Raw genomic sequence first — 17,329 nt, forward strand, 5'->3', positions numbered from 1 at the left:
CCCCCAGCCGCAACGGCTCGCCCGCGCGCGGCTGCCAGTGCGCGGCGGCGAACCAGCCCATGCGCTCTTCCTGGATCAGTTCGCCGTCGCTGCGCTCGCCGTCGCGCCGCACGATGGCGGCGTCGAGTTCGCCGCGATCGTACATGGCGAGCAAATCGCGCGAGGAGCCGATGCGTACTTCCACCACGACGCCGGGATCGAAGGCATTGACCTGCGCCAGCATGGCCGGCAAACCGTCGCCGGCGACGTGGTCGCTGATGCCCAAGGTCAGCCGCACCGTGGCGTTCTCGATACGCCCCAGCGCCCGCTCATGCGCCGCCAGCAAACCGCGCGCGGCATCGAGGAAGCTGATGCCGTCGGACGACAGGCGAACCTGGCGCGGGGTGCGTTCCAGCAACCTGCGGCCGAGCCGGTCTTCCAGACGTTTCAGCTTCAGGCTGATGGCCGATTGCGTGGTGTACAGGGCTTCCGCCGCCCGCGTAAAACTTTGCAGATCGGCAACAAGGACGAAGGCCTGGACGGCGTCGAGGTCAAGCGGGCGTTGGGTCGATTCCATTTTTCCGGGTGATTGCGGTTGCTCATGAATCATCGTCAATCATTTCAATCCAATATCATTGAAATAACCATAGATGTATTTATAAAATCATACTCCTGATCTAAGATGCATGCGTACCTATCGTGATTCATCATCTTGATTCAGCCCGTTTTGAAGGAGCACACCATGCCATTTGCCCGAGTATTCATCCGCCGCGGCGAGACCCGCGAGTACCGCCAGGCCATCCTCGACAACGTCTATGAAGCCATGCGCGAAACCTTCGACGTGCCCGACGAAGACAAATTCATGGTGATCGACGAATACGATCCCGACAACTTCGTCTTCAGCAAGTCGTACATGAACATCGCGCGCAGCGACAAGTTCGTGCTGATCCAGCTGACCGTGAGCAACACGCGCACGATCGAGAAAAAGAAGGCCTTGTTCGCGCGCATCGTCGAACGGCTGAACCGGCAACCGGGCATCCGTCCGGAAGACGTCTTCATCAATCTGGTGGAAGTGAACAAGGAAAACTGGTCGTTCGGCCACGGCCTCGCGCAGTACGCGTTGTAAGCTTGCGCAGCCGGCGCCGCAGCCTGAAGCATGGCGGGTCCGATCAACCTGCCATGTGCATCCTTATTGCATGACTTTTCCCCGCGAACACATCGAACAATCAGGAGGAACTTCGTTCGCAATGCTGTTACTTATCGCCATATAAGGAAGAGTAACTTTACGCGGAGCCAATGATGATTTTAGTGGATGAGGTGCAATTTGAAATTCACCTCGGCGAACTGTATGCAGGACTGATTTTGGGAAAAAATGAGCATCAGTCCCATCACCTGATCTTGCTTCCGGGGGAAGCGCGAAGGGTCAATTGGGAAACGGCCCACCAATGGGCTCAAGATAGCGGCGGGGATTTGCCCAGCAGGCGAGAATTGGCATTGCTGTTTGCCAATCGCAGGGAATGCTTTCAAGACAGATGGTACTGGTCCAGTGAAAAGCACCCCGCTAATTCGCTCTATGCCTGGAATCAGTTTTTTGGCACGGGTACGCAATACGACGATCACGTCAGCAATCAAATGCTGGCTCGAGCGGTGCGGAGAGTACTCGTCGAATAATACAAAGCCAATCAGCCGGGATAAAAAAACCGCAGGAAAATTTCTTTTCCTGCGGTTTTTATTTTTTACCGGCTGCCGCTCAATCGACGATGAAGAGTTTCGCGCCGGTTGCCGTCGATGAACGATGCGCCTCGGCATTGTCGGCCACCTGATAACTCATGCCGGCCTTGAGAAGAAAGGTCCGGCCGTCTTCCAGCTCGGTATGCAATTCACCCTCCAGGCACAGCAGCACATGCCCCTTCTTGCACCAGTGATCGGCCAGGTAGCCCGGCGTGTATTCGACCATGCGCACGCGGATGGGACCGAACTGGCGCGTGCGCCAGGTGGCCATGCCGCTGTCGCCCTTGTGTTCGGTACGCTCGACCGTGCTCCAGTCGGTCGTGCCGAAAGGCAGGTTGCCGATCTCCATTACAGCTTGGCGGCGATGAGCTTGCCCAGGCGTTCGATGCCGGCGCGGATTTTTTCCGGAGGCACGGTGACGAAGCTCAGGCGCAGCGTGTTGTGTTGCGGTTCGTTGGCGTAGAACGGCGCGCCCGGCACGAAGGCCACGTGCTGTTCGACCGCTTCTTTCAGCAGTGCGCCGCTGTCGATGTGCGCCGGCAGCGTCACCCAGATGAACATGCCGCCTTCCGGTCTGGTCCAGCTGGTGCCGGCCGGGAAGTAGGTCTGCAGCGCATCCAGCATGGCCTGGCATTGATCGGCATACAGCTTGCGGATGGTCGGGATGTGCGTCTGCAGGAAGCCGTCCTTGACCGCCTCGTACACCACCATCTGCGTCAGCTGCGCGGTGTGCAGGTCGGCCGCTTGCTTGGCTTGTTCCATCTTGCGGATCAGCGGCGTCGGCGCCACCACGTAACCGAGGCGGATGCCCGGCGTCAGCACCTTGGAGAACGACCCCATGTAGATCACACCGTTCGGATTCATGTTCAGCATCTTCGGCAACGGTTCGTTGCGATAGCTCAGCGCGCCGTACGGATCGTCTTCGATCAGCGGCAGGCCGATGCGGGCACAGGCCTCCACCAGCGCCAGGCGACGTTCCAGCGGCAGCGTGCGGCCGGTCGGGTTCTGGAAATTCGGCAGCGAGTACAGCAGGCGCGCGCCTTTGCCCAGTTCTTCGATGGCCGACGGAATCAGGCCTTGTTCGTCGCTCGGCATCGAGATGAATTCAGGACCGTAGATCGAGAATGCCTGCAATGCGCCCAGGTAGCTCGGCGTTTCGACCAGCACCTTGCTGCCTTCGTCGATCAGCACTTTGCCGAGCAGGTCCAGGCCTTGCTGCGAACCGGACACCATCAGCACTTGTTCCGGCAAAATCTTGGCGCCGTCGGTGGACAACGAATCGGCGACCCATTCGCGCAGCGGACCGTAACCGTCGGTCGGACCGTATTGCAGCGCGATCTTGCCCTGGTTCGTCAGTACCGTATCGAAAGCCGCCTTCATGCGCTCGACCGGGAAGGTCGCCGGCGACGGCAGGCCGCCCGCGAACGAAGTGATTTCCGGACGCATGGTGATCTTCAGGATTTCGCGGATGGCGGAGCTTTGCAGCTGCTGCGAACGTTTGGAGAAATTCCACTGAAGCGGATTGGGGTTTTCGATTTTCATAGTGCCTGCCAAAAATGGGTAACGTAATGGGTAACGTCAACGAGAAAGCCCGAACCGGTCATCCGCCGGTCCGGCAACTTGCCCGAAGTGAATTCAGTCGCTTAGGCGAGTTCGGCGATCATTTCGATCTCGACGCATGCGCCCAGCGGGATCTGCGCGACGCCGAAGGCCGAACGCGCATGCTTGCCCTGCTCGCCGAACAATTCGCCGATCAGTTCGGATGCGCCGTTGGTCACCAGATGCTGCTCCGTGAAATCGCCGGTCGAGTTGACCAGGCTCATCAGTTTGACGATGCGCTTGACCCGGGTCAGGTCGCCGCCGCAAGCCGCCTGCAATGTCGCCAGCAGATCAATCGCCACCGCGCGCGCGGCCAGCTTGCCCTCTTCCGTCGTCATGTTCTTGCCGAACTGACCAACCCAGACCTTGCCGTCCTTTTTGGCGATGTGGCCGGACAGGAATACGGTGTTGCCCGCTTGCGCGTACATGACGTAGGCGGCAGCTGGCGCTGCAACGGCCGGCAATTCGATATTCAGGGCTTTGAGTTTTTCGTAGACGGACATGCGATGCTCCTGTTTGCTGTGGCTGAGATGTCCGGCATCAATTTCGGTATTGACGCCCGGCAAGGCAGCACGTTTAAGGTAAGAAACTGAGAAAACAACTGGAATCCGCCATTATCGCAAATATCGCGACCTTGTGACGGACAAGCTTACTAAAAGCGTTGTCGGGACTGAATTAGCGACGGGCTTATCGCTTAATCGACATACGCTTGCCGATTGCCACAACGACAATAACCGCGGTCGCAAACAACAGGTTGCTCGCATCCAGCGGCTCGCCGACGATCACGGCCGCGCCTACCAGCGTCATGAAAGGCTGCAGCAATTGCACTTGCCCGACTCGCGCAATGCCGCCCAGCGCCAGCCCCTTGTACCAGAAGAAAAAACCGATGAACATCGAAAACAGCGACACATACGCAAACGCGCCCCATGCCTGCGGCGAAGCATCCACGCCGTAATACCAGCCGAGCCAGATCGTCACCGGCAACAGCACCGGCAGCGACAACACCAGCGCCCAGCAAATCACCTGCTGCCCGCCCATGCTCTGCGACAGACGGCCTCCTTCGGCATAACCCATCGCTGCGGCGAATACCGCGGCAAACAAGGCAAAGTCGGCAGGATGAAAACTGCCGCCGCCCTGGCGCAACGCAAACGCAATCACGATGACGCTGCCGATCAGCGCGGCAATCCAGAAGCCGAGGGAAGGACGCTCGCCGAAACGCAGTGCGCCGAACAAGGCCGTCGCCAGCGGCAACAGGCCCACCACCACCGCGCCGTGCGCCGCCGGCACGTAGTGCATGGCGATCGAGGAGAACAAGGGGAAACCGACCACCACGCCGAGCGCGGTGATCAGCAAACCGCGCACCTGCAACATGGTCGGACGCGACGCCTTGAGATGCCGCAGCATGCCGATCGCGCACATCGCCGCCACCACCGCGCGGCCGAATGCGACGAAGGCCGGATTCAACTCGGCCACGGCGATGCGGGTAAACGGCAGCGTCAGGCTGAAGACGGCGACGCCGACAAAGCCCAGCCACATGCCCTTCGATTCAAGACTCATTGCATTCATTGCTTTTGCGGTCATCTGTTTTCTTTCTCACGGCCAAAGGTGACTGTTGCCCCATACATTCCGTCGTCCCAGCGAATGCTGGGACGACGGCTATATACTTTCGACATCACGTTTGCAAAGACCGATAAAAACCAATTAAAGCCAGATCGTCACGGCCGAATAGATCGTCAGCACCACCATCACCCCGCTGAACAGCGCGCGCCACAGCGGTTGCGTCAGATAACGCCGCAGCACCGCACCGGCGCCGGCCCACACGCTCACGCACGGCAGGTTGACCACGCTGAACACCAGGCAGTAAATCGCAATCGCCAGCCACACCGGCTGGATCAGCGGCAAGAACGCCGAGGCGCCGGTGATCGCCATCACCCATGCCTTGGGATTGGCGAACTGGAACAAGGCCGCGCCGACGAAGGACATCGGCCTGATGTCGGCGCGCACCTCCTGGCTGAAACTCATGCTGCGCAACTTCCACGCGAGATACAGCAGATAACCGGAGCCGGCGATCTTGAGCAGCACATGCACTGCCGGCACCGCCACCACCAGGCTACCGATGCCGGCGGCGCAAATTGCCAGCAGCACGGCAAAGCCGAAGGTGATGCCGAGCATGTGCGGGATCGACCGCACGAAACCGAACCACACGCCCGACGACGTCAGCATGATGTTGTTCGGCCCCGGCGTGATCGAGGTGACGAAGGCGAAAGACGCCAGCGGCAGCAATGCCTCCATCTCAGCATCCTCCCTGGCGTGCCTGGCTGATGCCCACGGACTTGCCCAGCCGGCCGAATCTCCGTTGCAGCGCAGAGCGCATTGCCAGGGAACGCGCCTTCAGCCACGACGGCAAGGTCCGGTCGGCGCGATGTTCCAGGCAGATCTCGCTGGCGACGGCCGCCTCGATCACCGTCATGCGGCCCGGCAGCATGATGAGCGCGTCGCCTGCGCCGAGCCAGAAATCTTCCGTGCGGCCTTCCTGCGTCACCCAGACGTGGCCGCGGCGCACCAGCAACAGGCGGCTGCGCCCGAACTTGCCGGTCGCCAGTGCGCCGCTGCCGAGATGCAGGTGATGATGTTGTTGTGTCAGCGTCGTCATGCCACCCTCCTGTTGTCCGTGAATGTTGGCTGCTGTCCTTGTCCTGTTCCTGCATCGGGACGGCCGAGGATCTGCGCGAACATGTCGTGATCCACGTTGCCGCCCGACAGCGTCAGGCCGATGCGTTGCCCCTGCAGGCGATGGCGGATCTGCATCGCCGCCGCCAGCGCCGCGGCGCCCGCACCTTCGGCAACGTTGTGCGTCGCGGTGAAGTACAGCTTCATGGCGTCGGCCACCTCGTCGTCGCTGACCGCGATCACTTCGTCGACCTGATCCAGGATCACCGCCAGCGAGGCCTCGTCCGGCACGCGACAAGCCATGCCGTCGGCAATGACGGTCGTCACCGGCGACTCGATCTTGCTGCGGCGCTCGAACGACAGCTTGTAGGCTTGCGCATGCGCCGACACCACGCCGATGATGCGGGTGCGTACGTTCAGCGCACGACGGGCGGCGGCGGCGGCGCAAATGCCCGAGCCCTGGCCGATCGGCACGAACAGCACGTCGAGGTCGGGTTGGGCGCGCAGCAGCTCCATCCAGTACGTCGCCACGCCGGCGACGAGGTCGCGGTGGAACGACGGAATCATGTGCAAGGCATCGCGCTGGGCCAGCATCGCGGCATGTTCGCGGCTCTCCTGAAACTCCTTGCCGTGCTCGACCAGCTCGACGCCGAGCGCCTGCATGGCGGCATTCTTTTCCTTGCTGTTGCCTTGCGGGACGACGATGGTCGCGGCGATGCCGTAACGACGCGCGGCGAAACCGACCGACTGTCCGTGGTTGCCGCGCGTGGCCGAAATCACCCCGCGCACGCGCCGCGCCGGCGGCAGTTGCGCCAATGTCTGCAGGTAAACCAGGCCGCCGCGAATCTTGAAGGCGCCGGTCGGCGTATGATTTTCATGCTTGACCCAGGCCTCGGTGCCGAGCGCAGCATTGAGCAACGGCCAGGAATACTGCGGCGTGGCCGGCATGGCGGCATACACGGCTTTGGCGGCTTGCTCGATCTCGGCGTGGGTTGGCAACAAGTCATTCATGGTTCATCTCCTGCTTCCGGGTATCTGTATCTGTCTATCTGCGGCGCTCTGAAACAAGCGTTGTCGTCACGCCATCAACTGTTGCCTCTGCGCCGTGCGCCGATTGACTCTGGATTGACTCTTGTCATGACATGGGTCTATCCTAATCGACATTACCAGTACAGTACCAGTACACTTAAGCAAATAATCCTGCACATTGTCACGGCAAAATGACCAATACAGCTCCCCGTATCAAGCCTGTCACCTCGCCCGCAGCATCTGCTACAGCTGCTGCGCCGACGACATTGCCGCTGCTGTCGCGCGAGAGCGGCGATTCGCTGGTCGATCAGATCGTGCGCACCGTGCAGTCGCGCATCGACGACAAGCTCCTGCGCACCGGCGCGCGCATGCCGTCGATACGCCAGTTCGCGGAGCTGCACGGGGTTTCGCGCTTCACCGTGGTGGAAGCCTACGATCGCCTGGTGGCGCAAGGTTTTCTGGAATCGCGGCGCGGGTCGGGGTTTTACGTGCGGGAACGCTCGCCTGTCGCCGGGACCGCTCCGACCGGTACAGTTGTGCCGCTGCGCAGCAATAGTGGTCATCCGGGCAATGAATATGGCATGGGCGACAACACGTCTTCCCAGTCGCAACAACTCGATGTGGTATGGCTGGTACGCAACATGTTCCGCCAGATGCCGCCGCAAAAGATGCCGGGCGGCGGCCTGTTGCCGCCGGACTGGCTCGACGGCGACCTGATCGGCAACGGCCTGCGTTCGGTCGGGCGGCAAAACCAGTCGCTGCTGACTTACGGCACGCCGCAGGGTTTTTTGCCGCTGCGCCAGCAACTGCAACTGAAACTGGCCGAGCTCGAAATCGCCGCCGCGCCGGAACAGATCGTCATGACCTCCGGCGTGACGCAAGGACTCGATATCGTCGCGCGCCATTTCCTGCGTCCCGGCGACGTGATCTTCGTCGACGATCCGGCCTGGTTCCTGATGTTCGGCTCGTTCGCCGCGATGGGCGCCAAGGTGGTCGGCATTCCGCGCCTGGCCGATGGTCCCGATATCCCTCGGCTGGCGGAGCTGGCGGCGGTGCACAAGCCGCGCCTGTACGTGATCAATTCGGTGCTGCACAACCCGACCTCGACCTCGCTGTCGGCGGCCAAGGCGTTCCAGATCTTGCGCCTGGCGGAGGAGCACGATTTCACCATCGTGGAAGACGATATTTATTGCGACATGCATCCCGGCGCCGGCGTGCAGGCCGCCACGCGCATCGCGGCGCTGGACCAGTTGCAGCGGGTGATTTACCTGGGCGGTTTCTCCAAGACGCTATCAGCCAATTTGCGCGTGGGATTCATTGCGACCTCGCCCGAACTGGCGCGCCATCTGTCCGACCGCAAGATGCTCTCGACCTTGACCACCAGCGAAATCGGCGAGCGCGTGATCTACAAGATCCTCTCGGAAGGCCACTACCGCAAACATGCCGAACGCCTGCGCAACCGCCTCAATGGCGTGCGCGACAAGGTGGTGCGGCAACTGGAACGGGTCGGACTCGACACGGGTCTGGCGACAGGCAGCGGCATGTTCATCTGGACCGACGCCGGACGCGACACCAATGTACTCACCGAGAAGGCGATGGCGCAGGGATTTTTGCTGGCGCCGGGCAGCCTGTTCTCGCCGAACCAGCTGCCGTCGACCAAGATGCGCATCAACGTCGCCGGCATGGCCGACCCGGGCATCTGGCGTTTTCTGGACGAAGAACTGGGCCGCTGAACAGCGGGCTGTTGCAACGTCCGCTACCTGGTCGGATCAGGTAGCGGCGTATTGCGACAATCAAGCCAAAGAGACTTCACGCCAGGTGAATCCGCGCAATTTCCGCATTGGAGGAGTTGTAAAACGCATAGTCGGTCGTGCCCGGAAAGTAGACGTAGTGGTCCGAACCGTTGGCCATGATCTGCAAGCTTTCCGAGCTGCTCATCTTGACGGTGAGGATATGCGAAGTGCCGCTGGCGATACCCATGTTGATGACGTCCGTGGCGGCAATCACGATATTGGTCGCATTGCCGGTTGTCATGTCCAGGGTCGTGATGCCGCTGACCTTGTTGGAGAAATTGGACAGGGTGATCGAACTGCCCAGATCTTCGAAGTGCAAGGTCGTCGTTCCGGCGCCGCCGCTGATGGTGGAAATGTTCGACGCCCCCGTAGTCTGGTTGACCATATCGCTCTGCGCGCCCAGCGTGCTGTGAGAGCCGGCGCTGACGTTGACCGTATTGAGGCCGCTGCCGACGGTGATGCTGTTCGTCCCGCCCAGTTGGGCATTATAGACATCGGTGCCGCTGCCGGCGCCGCCGCCCGACAGGACGTTGGTGTTGGCGGTGCCGAGCGCCGTCAGCGTGTTGGCATTGGTGTCGCCGATCAGCGTGCTGTCGACGTTGGCGCTGCCGGTCAGGCTTTCAATATTGGCATAGGTATCTCCCGCCGCGTCGCCACCAGTGCCGACACGGGTCTGAAGATTGGCAGTGATCGCGCCGGAGTTGGCGTACTGATAGCTGACCGTATCGATGCCGGCGCCGCCGTCGAATCTGTTGAGACTGCCGTCGGCCACGAAAATATCGTTGCCGCCACCGCCGGTCGCGTTCTGGATGTTGGCATAGGTGTCGCCGTGGGCAAACGAGACTGTCGCCGTCGAGTCGCCGCCGACGTGGTTGTACAAATCCACCAGCACGCCGATGTTCGAGCGCGCATAGCTCACCGTATCGCCGTTGGCGCCATGACCGCTGCCATCGAAGGCATTGGCGGCGGAACTGGCGAAGAACGTATCGTCGAAGTTGCTGCCGATGATATTGGCGATGCCGGTGAACTTGTCGCCCGCCGCATAACCGCCGCTGGTGCCTGACCCGGTAGTACTGGACAAATCCACGGTCACTGCTGCATTCGACGCCAGATAACTCACGGTGTCGACACCGCCGGCACCACCGTCGAAACTGTTGGCGATATTGTTGGCGACAAACGTATCGTTGAAGCTGCTGCCGATCAGATTGTCGATCAGGCTCAGCTTGTCGCCGGTAGCGTCGCCGCCGGAGGTGCCGGTGCCGTCGGTGAAATTCAGATCGATCGTTACGCCGGCGGCGGAGCCGGCATAACTGGCATACGTATTGGCGTGATTGGCGGCGGTGCCCGCCAGCGTGTCGCCGCCGCCCAGGCCCGTCAGTACGGTCTTGTTCGCACCGGCGCCGGTCAACACGTCGGCAAACGTGCTGCCGATGATGTTTTCCATGTTGGCGTAGGTGTCGCCTTGCGCATAGCCGCCGCTGCCGGTAGAGCCATCGCTCAGATTGACGGTGACGCCCACGTTCGAGCTGACGTAGCTGACCGTGTCGGCCCCCAAGCCGCCATCGAAACTGTTGGCCTGCGCGTTGGAAATGAAGATATCGTTGTTGTCGCTGCCGATCAGATTGTCGATGAAGTTGAGCTTGTCGCCTGCCGCATCGCCGCCGGAGGTGCCGGTGCCGTCGGTGTAGTTCAGGTCGACAGTCACGGCGCTGCCGGAACCGGCGTAGCTGGCGTAGGTGTTGGCGCGATTGGCGGCGACGCCGGTCAGCGTATCGCCGCCTGCGCCGCCGGTCAGTACCGTCGCGCCCGTGGAGGCCCCAGTCAGCGTATCGTTGCCGCTGCCGCCGATGACGTTCTCGATGCTGATGTAGGTATCGCCCTGCGCGAATCCGCCCGAGCCTGTGCCGCCGCCCACACTCAGATTGACGGTGACGGCCGCGCTCGAGCCGGCATAACTGACCGTATCGCTGCCGCCCGTACCGCCATCGAAGGTATTGGCGGAGTTGTTGCCGACAAAAGTGTCGTTGTATTGCGTACCGATGACGTTCTCGATACTGACGTAGACGTCATTCGCGGCAAATCCGACCGTACCGGCGCCGGTGTTCAGATTCACATTCACGCCGTTGCCGTCATTGGCCGCCGCGTAGCTGACCGTATCCGAACCCGTTCCGCCGTCGAACTTGTTGGCTGCCGCACTGGCGATGAAAATATCATTGCCCGAACCGCCGGTTGCATCCTGGATATTGAGGTAGGTGTCGCCTGCCGCAAGGCTGCCGACGCCGCCGCTGCCATTGCCGGTAAAGAGATTGACGGTTTCCGCAGCGGTCGAATTGGAATAGTCGACGCGGTTGTGCGACGCTGCCGTGCTGGTGCCGCCATCGAAGTTGTTGGCGGCCGCGCTGGCGACAAAGATATCGTCGGCCGAACCGCCGGTGACGTCCTGAATGTTGGTATACGTGTCGCCTTGCGCCAGCGTGCCGGTACCTGCGCCGGTAAACAGGTTGACCGTTTCCGATGCGGTCGAATTGACGTAACTCACACGGTTGTGCGAAGTCGCCGTGCTGGTGCCGCCATCGAATTTATTGGCCGCTGCGCTGGCGATGAACAGATCGTCGGCCGAACCGCCGGGACATCCTGAATGTTGGTATACGTGTCGCCTTGCGCCAGCGTGCCGGTACCTGCACCGGTAAACAGGTTGACCGTTTCCGATGCGGTGGAGTTGGCGTAGCTGACGCGGTTGTGCAGCGAACCGGTGCCGCCGTCAAACTTGTTGGCGGCAAGGCTGGCGATGAACGTATCGTCGGCCGTACCGCCGGTGACGTCCTGAATGTTGGTATACGTGTCGCCTTGCGCCAGCGTGCCGCTGCCGGTGCCGAGGAACAGGTCGACCGTTTCCGATGCCGTCGAATTGGTGTAGCTGACCAGATTGTGCAAGGAGCCTGTGCCGCCGTCGAAGCTGTTGGCGGCTGCGCTGGCGACGAAGATGTCGTCGGCCGTGCCGCCGGTGACATCCTGGATGTTGACGTAAGTATCGCCGTTGGCCAGGCTGCCGACGCCGCCCGTGCCGACGCCGGTGAACAAGTTGACCGTCTCCGATACTGTTGACGTGGCATAGCTCACACGATTATGGGAAGTCGCCGTACTGGTGCCGCCATCGAATTTATTGGCGGCTGCGCTGGCGATGAACAGATCGTCGGCCGTGCCGCCGGTCACGTCCTGGATGTTGGTGTAGGTATCGCCATTGGCCAGGCTGTTGGTACCGCCCGTACCGGCGCCGGTGAGCAGGTTGACCGTCTCCGACACGGTCGAATTGGCATAGCTGACGCGGTTGTGCAACGAACCGGTGCCGCCGTCGAAGTTGTTGGCCGCTGCGCTGGCGATAAACGTGTCATCGGCCGTGCCGCCGGTGACATCCTGGATGTTGACGTAGGTGTCGCCTTGCGCCAGCGTGCCGCTGCCGGTGCCGAGGAACAGGTCGACCGTTTCCGACGCCGTCGAGTTGGTGTAGCTGACGCGGTTGTGCAACGAACCGGTGCCGCCGTCGAATTTGTTGGCGGCTGCGCTGGCGATGAACAGATCGTCGGCCGTGCCGCCGGTCACGTCCTGGATATTGACGTACGTATCGCCCTGTGCCAGCGTGCCTGTGCCCACGCCGGTAAACAGGTTGACGGTTTCCGACGCCGTCGAATTGGCATAGCTCACGCGGTTGTGGGAAGCTGCGGTACTGGTGCCGCCATCGAAGCTGTTGGCCGCCAGACTGGCGACAAAGGTATCGTCGCCGGAACCGCCGGTGACATCCTGAATGTTGGCATAGGTGTCGCCCGCGGCGAACGTGCCGCTGCCGGCGCCTAGGAACAGATCGACGGTTTCCGCCGCGCTCGAGTTGGCGTAGCTCACCCGGTTATGCAACGAACCGGTGCCGCCGTCAAACGCATTGGCAGCCGTGTTGGCGACGAATATATCGTCCGCCGTGCCGCCGGTGACATCCTGAATGTTGGTATAGGTATCGCCGTTGGCCAGACTGCCGGCGCCGCCGCTGCCGGTGCCGAGGAACAGGTCGACGGTTTCCGACACGGTCGAATTGGCATAGCTGACGCGATTATGCGACGTCGCCGTACTGGCGCCGCCGTCGAATTTATTGGCGGCTGCACTGGCGATGAACAAATCGTCCGCCGTGCCGCCGGTGACATCCTGGATATTGGTGTAGGTGTCGCCATTGGCCAGACTGCCGGCGCCGCCGCTGCCGTTACCCGTGAAGAGGTTGACTGTTTCCGCGACGGTCGAATTGGCATAGCTCACGCGGTTATGCGAAGTCGCCGTGCTCACGCCGCCGTCGAGATTATTTGCAGCCGAATTAGCCACAAAAATATCATCTCCCGAACCGCCGGTCACGTCCTGGATATTGCTGTACGTGTCGCCATTGGCAAAACTGCCGAGACCGCCGGTGCCGGCGCCGGTGAACAGGTTGACCGTCTCTGCCACGGTCGAATTGACATAGCTCACGCGATTGTGCGAAGCCGCCGTACTGACACCGCCCTCGAACGCATTGGCGGCAGTGCTGGCGATGAACAAATCGTCCGCAGCCGAACCGATCACGTTCTGGATGTTGATGTAAGTATCGCCCTGCGCGGAACCGCCGGCCCCCGTTCCGCCCACCAGATCGACGGTCACTGCCGCGCCGGACGAGGCATAGCTGACGGTATCCGAACCGCCGCCGCCGTCAAAGCGGTTGACGTCGTTGGAGGCGACGAAAATGTCGTTATAGGACGAGCCGATGACGTTCTGGATGTTGAGATAGGTATCGCCTGCCGCAAAGCCGTTGCTGCCGGCGCCGGTCACCAGGTTGACGGTCACGCCCACGCCATCGCTGGCGCGCGCATAGCTGACCGTATCGCTGCCGCCGGCGCCGCCGTTGAAAGCATTGGCTGCCGCGCTGGCGATGAACGTATCGCTGTACTGGCTGCCGGTGAGATCCTGAATATTGATGAGCGTGTCGCCCTGCGCAAATCCGCCACTGGTGCCGGAACCATCGGTTTGCGTCAGATCCACCGTCACCGCCGATGTCGAAGCGGCATAGCTCACGCGGTTGTGCAACGAACCGGCGCCGCCGTCGAAGTTGTTGTTCGCGGCGCTGGCGACGAAGGTATCGTCGAAATTGCTGCCGGTCAGGTCCTGAATGTTGAGCAGTTGATCGCCCTGCGCATAGCCGCCGCTGGTGCCGGTGCCGTTGGTGTAATTCAGGTCCACCGTGACGGCGGCATTCGAGGCCGCGTAGCTGACGCGATTGTGCGAAGTTGCGGTACTCACGCCGCCATCGAGCTTGTTGGCAGCCAAGCTGGCGACGAACGTATCGTCGGAAGCGCCGCCGATAAGATTCTGGATATTCGAGAAGGAGTCGCCGTTGGCGTACAAACTGCCGCCGGTGCCGGTGCCGATGGTGTTGGTCAGGTCGATCGTCACCGAACCCGTGGCATAGAAGTAGCTCACGGTATTCACGCCGCCGCCGCCTTCGAAATTATTGACTTCCGAACTGGCGATGAAGGTATCGTCGAAATTGCTGCCGATCACATTCTGGATATGCGCCAGCGTGTCGCCCTGCGCATAGCCGCCGCTGGCCGACCCATCGTACAGGCTGACGGTGACGCCGGCGTTGGACAATGCATAGCTGACGGTATCCGAACCCGCCAGGCCGCCATCGAAATGGTTGGCCACCGCGCTGGAAATGAACGTGTCCGAATAAGAACTGCCGGTGGCGTTCTGGATATTGACGTAGGTATTATTCTGGGCATAGCCGCCGCTGCCGGTCATGGTGACCATGTTGACCGTGACGCCGGCGCTCGATGCGCCGTAGTTGACGGTATCGGAGCCGCCGCTGCCGCCGTCGAACGTGCGGCTGTCGGGGCCGGCAATGAACACGTCGTCGTAGGCGCTGCCGATGACATTCTGGATACGGTTGTAGGTATCGCCTTCGGCATCGCCGCCGACGCCGCGACCGCTGACGAAGTTGACCGACACGCCGGCCGCCGAATTGGCATAACTGACCGTATCCAGGCCGCCGCTGCCGCCGTCGAAACTGTTGGCGTCGATATTGGCGACGAAGGTGTCGTTGAAAGCACTGCCGATCACGTTCTGGATATGGACGTAAGTATCGCCCGCTGCCGAACCGCCTGCGCCCACGCCGGTACTCAGGTTGACGGTCACGCCGGTTGCCGAGCTCGCATAAGAAACCGTATCGGAACCACCGCTGCCGCCATCGAAACGATTGGCCAGCGTATTGGCGATGAATATATCGTTGTAGGCGCTGCCGGTCGCATTCTGAATGGCGACATAGGTATCGCCCTCTGCATAGCCGCCGCTGCCGGTACCGGTAATCAGATTGACCGTCACGCCGGATGTCGAGGCCGCATACGACACGGTGTCGACACCGCCGCTGCCGCCGTCGAGGCGGTTGACCTTGTCATTCGCCACGAAAGTATCGTTGAAAGCGCTGCCGATCAGGTTCTGGATATTGCTCAGCACATCGCCCTGCGCATCGCCGCCGGTTCCCAGGCCTGTAGTCAGGTCGACCGTCACGCCGGCAGTGGAAGTCTTGTAACCCGCGGTATTGACGCCTTGCGTTCCGCCGGTCAAGGTGTCGGCGCCGGCGCCGCCTTGAAAGTAAGTATTGCCGCTGCCGCCGATGATGACGTCCACGCCTGCGCCGCCGTAGAGCGAATCGTTGGCGTTGCTGCCGTAAATGGTGACGCCGCCGTCGCCGGCATGGATCTCATGCGGCACGCCTTGCGCCGGCAAAACCCATACGCTCTTGCCCGTGGCCGGATCGAGATAGGTCAGATCCGTGTACACGCTGGCGTCCTTGATCACGACCACGCGCGAATCCATCAGATGCGTCAGGCCATCCGTGGTCAGCACGGCGACATCGAAACTGATGGTCGAGGTAGGCGCCGTCGGTTGCGTCGGATCGGCAACGTGCGTGGTGTATTGCACCTGCAAGTCAAAACTCTTCTCGCCTGCAGCCGGCGTGATCTGGTAGCTGCCGCCACCCAGGTTGACGGCATTGAGGATCGTCATGGTCGACGGCACGCCGGTGATCGTGATCGTCTTGACGCTGCCGTCGCCGGTGACGTTCAGTTCGAAGATCTTGACGAAGTTGCTTTGCGTCGTGCTGCCGGTGGCATAAATCGTATGCACGTCGTTGCCGGCATTGATGATCTGCGGCGAAAATTGCACGGCATTGGAACCGTCCGACGCCGAGGCCGCATTGCCGCCGCTGCCGAACAGCACGCTGCCGACCTGGGTCTGGGTGGTCAGATTGAGCAGGTTCAGCGACATCGCCGGCGTCTGCGGACCCAGCACGGGATTCGTCAGCACCGATCCCGGTCGTTCCTGTATCTCCGGGGATAACTGCTTGATCAACGAATCGGCGCCGGTCGTCACCGGCGGCGCGGGCGGCACCGGAATCGACGGCAGCGCCAGGTTTTGCAAACCGTTGCTGGTCAGCGAACCGGCGTTGTCCTGGATGATCTTGGCCAGCAAGCTGGTCGCGGCCGGATTGACCTGCGCCGAGTTGTTGTTGGAGGTGAAGTGATTGTCCGGCACGCCGCTGTTGTCGGAGTTGGTGGTGCGATCGGCGCTCTTGTTCGGGTCCGAGTTGAGGATCAGCGACTGATCGTGGTTTTGCAGCGGGATCTTGCCGACCAGGTCGAGCATGCGGCCGGTGTCCTGCGAGGCGTCGGCGAAGATGATCCTGGACTTCTCGTCCATCGCCCCCATGGCGCCGCCGGCCAGCACGATCTTGCTGCCATCTCCCAACTGCAGGACCATGTCGACGTCGACCACCTGCACATGCTTGACCGCGCTGCGCGGCACGTTGAGGTGAAAGCTGCCGCCCTGGTCGGGCATCGTCACGCTGGCGGAGCCGGTGATGGCCTGCCCTGCATTGGCGGTATTGGCGGCATTGTTCGCACCATTGCCCTGGTTTGCCGGCGTCGGTTTTGGAGAAACTGCAGTTGCCATGGTGAACCTCGTTGACGAAGGTTGGTCACAAATTCTTTAATTGCTGCAAACTGATTGCAGCAAACTTACTGTTGCAATATCTGCGCACTCGGCCCGTCGGCGACGATCTTGCCGTCGTTGAGCACGATGATGCGATCCATCTGTTTGAGCAGCGCGGTGCTGTGGGTTGCCACCACCAGCGTGCGCTGCCCGGAAAATGCCTTGAGGCGCTCGATGATGCGCGCCTCCGTCGCCAGGTCGATGCCGGTGGTCGGCTCGTCCAGCAGCATCACGGTCGGCATGCCGGCCACGGTGCGCGCCAGCGCCACCATTTGCCGCTGCCCGCCGGACAGATTGCCGGGCGCTTTCAGCATCTGATCCAGGCGCAGTTCGCCGCGCGCGATCAGGTCGTCGACGCCGGAGACCGCCAGCGCCGCTTCATACACTTTGCTGTCGACGCGGTCGCCGACGAAAATATTGGCGGCCAGGCTGCCGTCGAACATGAACGGCTCCTGCGGCTTGTAGCCGATGCA

At 61.6% G+C, this 17,329-nt stretch carries 14 protein-coding genes; 3 read left to right on the forward strand and 11 right to left on the reverse strand.

The window, feature by feature from the left end:
• The coding region (locus PMI16_RS14325) for a LysR family transcriptional regulator (protein ID WP_034380638.1) at window positions 1–556 on the reverse strand (556 nt) is incomplete at its 3' end.
• A gap of 165 nt (window positions 557–721) precedes the next feature.
• Between PMI16_RS14325 and PMI16_RS14330 the strand changes: the two genes are divergently transcribed.
• The gene (locus PMI16_RS14330) at window positions 722–1,105 is read left to right on the forward strand and encodes a tautomerase family protein (protein ID WP_007880673.1); all 384 of its coding nucleotides are present in this window, start codon (window positions 722–724) and stop codon (window positions 1,103–1,105) included.
• 170 nt (window positions 1,106–1,275) lie between these two features.
• On the forward strand, window positions 1,276–1,650 hold the full coding sequence (locus tag PMI16_RS14335) for a DUF1566 domain-containing protein (protein ID WP_237719869.1): 375 nt from the start codon (window positions 1,276–1,278) through the stop codon (window positions 1,648–1,650).
• A 79-nt stretch (window positions 1,651–1,729) separates the two neighbouring features.
• On the opposite strand, the gene PMI16_RS14340 is transcribed toward PMI16_RS14335, so the two are convergent.
• The 7 genes from PMI16_RS14340 to PMI16_RS14370 all read right to left on the reverse strand — a co-directional run bounded on the left by PMI16_RS14340 (window position 1,730) and on the right by PMI16_RS14370 (window position 6,990).
• Complete coding sequence (locus PMI16_RS14340) at window positions 1,730–2,059, reverse strand: DHCW motif cupin fold protein (protein WP_007880675.1); 330 nt, start codon at window positions 2,057–2,059, stop codon at window positions 1,730–1,732.
• Complete coding sequence (locus PMI16_RS14345) at window positions 2,059–3,252, reverse strand: aminotransferase-like domain-containing protein (RefSeq protein ID WP_007880676.1); 1,194 nt, start codon at window positions 3,250–3,252, stop codon at window positions 2,059–2,061. Before PMI16_RS14345 ends, PMI16_RS14340 begins: the two co-directional genes overlap by 1 nt.
• Before the next feature lie 101 nt (window positions 3,253–3,353).
• Complete coding sequence (locus PMI16_RS14350) at window positions 3,354–3,812, reverse strand: RidA family protein (RefSeq protein ID WP_007880677.1); 459 nt, start codon at window positions 3,810–3,812, stop codon at window positions 3,354–3,356.
• A 184-nt stretch (window positions 3,813–3,996) separates the two neighbouring features.
• The gene (locus PMI16_RS14355) at window positions 3,997–4,866 is read right to left on the reverse strand and encodes a DMT family transporter (protein ID WP_237719870.1); all 870 of its coding nucleotides are present in this window, start codon (window positions 4,864–4,866) and stop codon (window positions 3,997–3,999) included.
• Window positions 4,867–5,010: 144 nt separating this feature from the next.
• The gene (locus PMI16_RS14360; protein ID WP_007880680.1) at window positions 5,011–5,601 is read right to left on the reverse strand and encodes a LysE family translocator; all 591 of its coding nucleotides are present in this window, start codon (window positions 5,599–5,601) and stop codon (window positions 5,011–5,013) included.
• 1 nt (window position 5,602) lies between these two features.
• On the reverse strand, window positions 5,603–5,962 hold the full coding sequence (locus tag PMI16_RS14365; RefSeq protein WP_007880681.1) for a DUF2917 domain-containing protein: 360 nt from the start codon (window positions 5,960–5,962) through the stop codon (window positions 5,603–5,605).
• Complete coding sequence (locus PMI16_RS14370) at window positions 5,959–6,990, reverse strand: threonine dehydratase (protein ID WP_007880684.1); 1,032 nt, start codon at window positions 6,988–6,990, stop codon at window positions 5,959–5,961. The genes PMI16_RS14365 and PMI16_RS14370 overlap by 4 nt, the downstream gene beginning before the upstream one ends.
• A gap of 209 nt (window positions 6,991–7,199) precedes the next feature.
• Here PMI16_RS14370 and PMI16_RS14375 point away from each other — a divergent pair, with 209 nt between their 5' ends.
• On the forward strand, window positions 7,200–8,741 hold the full coding sequence (locus tag PMI16_RS14375) for an aminotransferase-like domain-containing protein (protein WP_007880685.1): 1,542 nt from the start codon (window positions 7,200–7,202) through the stop codon (window positions 8,739–8,741).
• A gap of 76 nt (window positions 8,742–8,817) precedes the next feature.
• Here PMI16_RS14375 and PMI16_RS26490 read toward each other — a convergent pair whose 3' ends face one another.
• From PMI16_RS26490 to PMI16_RS14385, 3 genes are all read right to left on the reverse strand, one after another.
• Window positions 8,818–11,340, reverse strand: a complete 2,523-nt coding sequence (locus PMI16_RS26490) for a beta strand repeat-containing protein (RefSeq protein ID WP_007880687.1) — start codon at window positions 11,338–11,340, stop codon at window positions 8,818–8,820.
• Window positions 11,337–16,817: a beta strand repeat-containing protein gene (locus PMI16_RS14380; RefSeq protein ID WP_007880688.1), complete on the reverse strand. Its 5,481-nt coding sequence runs from the start codon at window positions 16,815–16,817 to the stop codon at window positions 11,337–11,339. The genes PMI16_RS26490 and PMI16_RS14380 overlap by 4 nt, the downstream gene beginning before the upstream one ends.
• Window positions 16,818–16,882: 65 nt before the next feature.
• A partial coding sequence (locus PMI16_RS14385) for an ATP-binding cassette domain-containing protein (protein WP_007880691.1) occupies window positions 16,883–17,329 on the reverse strand: 447 nt, incomplete at its 5' end.

The sequence above is a fragment of the Herbaspirillum sp. CF444 genome, from assembly GCF_000282135.1.
Taxonomy (GTDB): Bacteria; Pseudomonadota; Gammaproteobacteria; order Burkholderiales; family Burkholderiaceae_D; genus Herbaspirillum.